This is a genomic window from Bacillus sp. EB600, from assembly GCF_024494385.1.
GTDB lineage: Bacteria > Bacillota > Bacilli > Bacillales > Cytobacillaceae > JAEVLT01.
Window position 1 is genome coordinate 1 of record NZ_JAEVLT010000101.1, and the last position, 2,830, is coordinate 2,830.

At 35.0% G+C, this 2,830-nt stretch carries 4 protein-coding genes; 1 reads left to right on the forward strand and 3 read right to left on the reverse strand.

Going from position 1 to position 2,830, the window contains the following annotated elements:
• Positions 1 to 184: 184 nt before the first annotated feature.
• A complete protein-coding gene (locus JN080_RS28600) occupies positions 185 to 1,060 on the reverse strand; it encodes a nucleotidyltransferase-like protein (protein ID WP_256239324.1) in 876 nt (291 codons plus the stop codon).
• A 154-nt stretch (positions 1,061 to 1,214) separates the two neighbouring features.
• Here JN080_RS28600 and JN080_RS28605 point away from each other — a divergent pair, with 154 nt between their 5' ends.
• Complete coding sequence (locus JN080_RS28605; RefSeq protein ID WP_256239325.1) at positions 1,215 to 1,565, forward strand: YgzB family protein; 351 nt, start codon at positions 1,215 to 1,217, stop codon at positions 1,563 to 1,565.
• Between the two features lie 40 nt (positions 1,566 to 1,605).
• On the opposite strand, the gene perR is transcribed toward JN080_RS28605, so the two are convergent.
• Positions 1,606 to 2,049, reverse strand: coding sequence for a peroxide-responsive transcriptional repressor PerR (perR, locus tag JN080_RS28610; RefSeq protein ID WP_305475369.1), 444 nt, complete (start codon positions 2,047 to 2,049; stop codon positions 1,606 to 1,608).
• A 107-nt stretch (positions 2,050 to 2,156) separates the two neighbouring features.
• Positions 2,157 to 2,714, reverse strand: coding sequence for a cob(I)yrinic acid a,c-diamide adenosyltransferase (locus JN080_RS28615; protein WP_256239327.1), 558 nt, complete (start codon positions 2,712 to 2,714; stop codon positions 2,157 to 2,159).
• Positions 2,715 to 2,830 lie beyond the last annotated feature (116 nt).

A 2,830-nucleotide genomic window follows, 5' to 3' on the forward strand; every position in this document is an offset into this window, starting at 1 on the left:
AAAGAACAAGACTATTTATCATCGCCTCAGAAGCGACCAATTCATTGTAGCATTTCAAGTTATTGTTGTCAACAACTTTCAAAAATAAAATCCGTCACTTACGAAAGCATTTTTAAATGTTTCGCAGCGACGTTTATGATTATAACAAGTATTTTAATATAGGTCAACATGCATTTGTATTTTTTTACGATAATTTTTCTTCCACTCGATAATACCTATGTAAGACCCCTTTGCCCTTTGTTTCTACTCTAACGATTTCAACTAAATGCTTATCAACCAAATATTCAAGGAGCATACCCAAATCTACCGAATAAGGAATTAATTCTGGTTCATTCATCATTTCGTTTATAGACCAATGTTCCTGCCCCTCTAGCACATCTAAAATGTGTTCTGTACCTACATGGGTTTTGGAATGGATTAGAAACTCACTTGCCAAAAATAATAGCTCTAACCTTTTTTCAAGCGTTTCCTCACTAGTGACTAGTTCTTCATATAGCTTAAAAATCTCAGGCTCAATTTGTTTTACCTGATGCCAAACGGTTAATTCCGGATGAAGTCCGTTATCTATAATTGCAAGCCTTGCTAAATGATGCAGTGAATGAACAATATGATTATAAGCATCCAGAAACTGGTGTCCTTCAAAAAGCGCCTTGCCATCAGTATACCTGCGGATTAACTTTGCAAATTCTATGCCCATTTTAAGCTTACGTCCATAAAATGGAAATTCGTTAAGTTCCTTTTTCAAATTTACAACATACTCATTCCGATCGAATAGAATGAATGAATTATCAAGCCATTCAAAAATTTTTCGATTTGTTCCTAATAAAAGCCATTCTTTTATCTGTTCCTCAGCAATTACATGCAAAGCGGCTTTCTTGTCATTAAAAGTATAGTGTTTTATAAATAATGGCTGTTCAGCCTCTTTGACAATGACGATTAAAATCACATCGAATGAATCAGTCAAATGATTTGAGTTTTGTTTTTTTTCAACCAATAATACACCTAGAGTATTTGCTTGGCTGGCCCTTTCTTGATAAATAGGTCGAAGAATATCTTCCATTTTCTTTTCCTCCATTTTTTCCGATAGCACTATATTTTCGACAATAATAAAAAAATATCCTTCTTTATTTTAAGACAAATTTCGACATTCCCTTTCTCACTTGCTAATTTTTCTCTTTATATAAATGTGGTATAGTTTTTTTAGGAGGGATTCGATGACTAAATATTCAAGTAAAATAAATAAAATACGCACGTTTGCACTTTCCCTTATCTTCATCGGCTTCTTAGTTATGTACGGAGGGATTTACTTCCGCAATCATCCGATGGTCATGACTGTACTCATGCTATTTGGATTTCTGTTTATCATCGCAAGTACGGTTGTTTATTTTTGGATTGGTATGCTATCCACCAAAACAATACAAGTAGTATGCCCTAACTGCGGAAAACAGACAAAGATCCTTGGAAGAGTGGATATGTGTATGCATTGTCGGGAGCCTTTAACACTTGACAAACACCTCGAAGGCATAGAATTTGATGAAAAATATAATAAAAGATCAACAAAATAAGCTACCTCAATTGAGATAGCTTTTTTTATACGAAAGCTTATTAGTGAACTTCAGTATTTGCACAGTCAGGACAAATTCCATATATCTCCATACGGTGATGACCTACCTTAAATCCAGTAACGTGTGAAGCCAATTGCTCCACCTCATCAAGTCCTGGATAATAGAAATCAACAATTTTCCCGCATTTCTCACAAATTACATGATAATGTTCAGTTGTGACAAAATCAAATCGAGCTGAAGCATCTCCATATGTCAATTCTTTAACTAATCCTACTTCACGAAATACCCGTAAATTATTGTAAACTGTCGCCACACTCATATTCGGAAATTTACTTTCGAGTGATTTATAGATTTCATCTGCTGTTGGATGTGACATAGAGTTTATTAAATATTCAAGTATTGCATGACGTTGTGGGGTTATCCTTACTCCCGTGTCCTTTAAGGTTTCCAACGCTTCTTTTAAGTGATTTTGGGTCACCGCCATGCCCCTCTTTTCTAAAAAATATTATTAGATTATAATTGTTATAATTAGTTTACTAACTCAATAATACATTTGTCAATATTGCAATATCAGAAACAGTAACTTATTTGTTACCATTTGTTTTCATGAAGTGTTTTTTCGTTAACACCAAGGTGGAGGTTGACAAACCGAGCAGTTACAAATAATAAGTCAGAGAGTCTGTTTAAATAAGCCAAAACAACGGGGTTTATTTCATCTCCCAATGACACCGCACATCGCTCTGCTCTTCTTGCTGTTGTACGCGCCACATGGAAAGCGGCACCGGCCGAATGTCCACCTGGCAGAATAAAATTGGTTAATGGAGGAAGTACTGCATCCCATTCATCTATTTTTTTCTCTAATTCCTCCACATCTTGGGAAGAAACAGCCCATTTTACATCTTTCCCTTTTGGCGTTGCAAGTTCGGCTCCTACATGAAATAAGATTGTTTGTATTTTATGATACACTCCTTCCAGTTCTTCCTTACAAGGAAAGTTTTCCCTGTTTAAAAAACTTAACGCTAGGCCGATCATTGAATTGGTTTCATCGCAGGTTCCATAAGCTTCAACCCGTTCATCATTTTTGGCAACTCTCACTCCATAAATAAGCGAAGTTGTTCCTTTATCCCCTGTTTTTGTGTAGATTTTCATGTGTACCTCCTTTTTATATTTACTATTACTTCACACTTTCGTCCCACTATTTATATACAATTCATTAATGAAAATAACTCAATCGAAAAAGAAGATGAGAACATGTAATATTTCTT

Excerpts from the sequence above, each read along its gene's own strand:
- JN080_RS28600 (WP_256239324.1), bottom strand. The coding sequence starts at position 1,060 with ATGGAAGATATTCTTCGACCTATTTATCAAGAAAGGGCCAGCCAAGCA.
- JN080_RS28605 (WP_256239325.1), top strand. The coding sequence starts at position 1,215 with ATGACTAAATATTCAAGTAAAATAAATAAAATACGCACGTTTGCACTT.
- perR (WP_305475369.1), bottom strand. The coding sequence starts at position 2,049 with ATGGCGGTGACCCAAAATCACTTAAAAGAAGCGTTGGAAACCTTAAAG.
- JN080_RS28615 (WP_256239327.1), bottom strand. The coding sequence starts at position 2,714 with ATGAAAATCTACACAAAAACAGGGGATAAAGGAACAACTTCGCTTATT.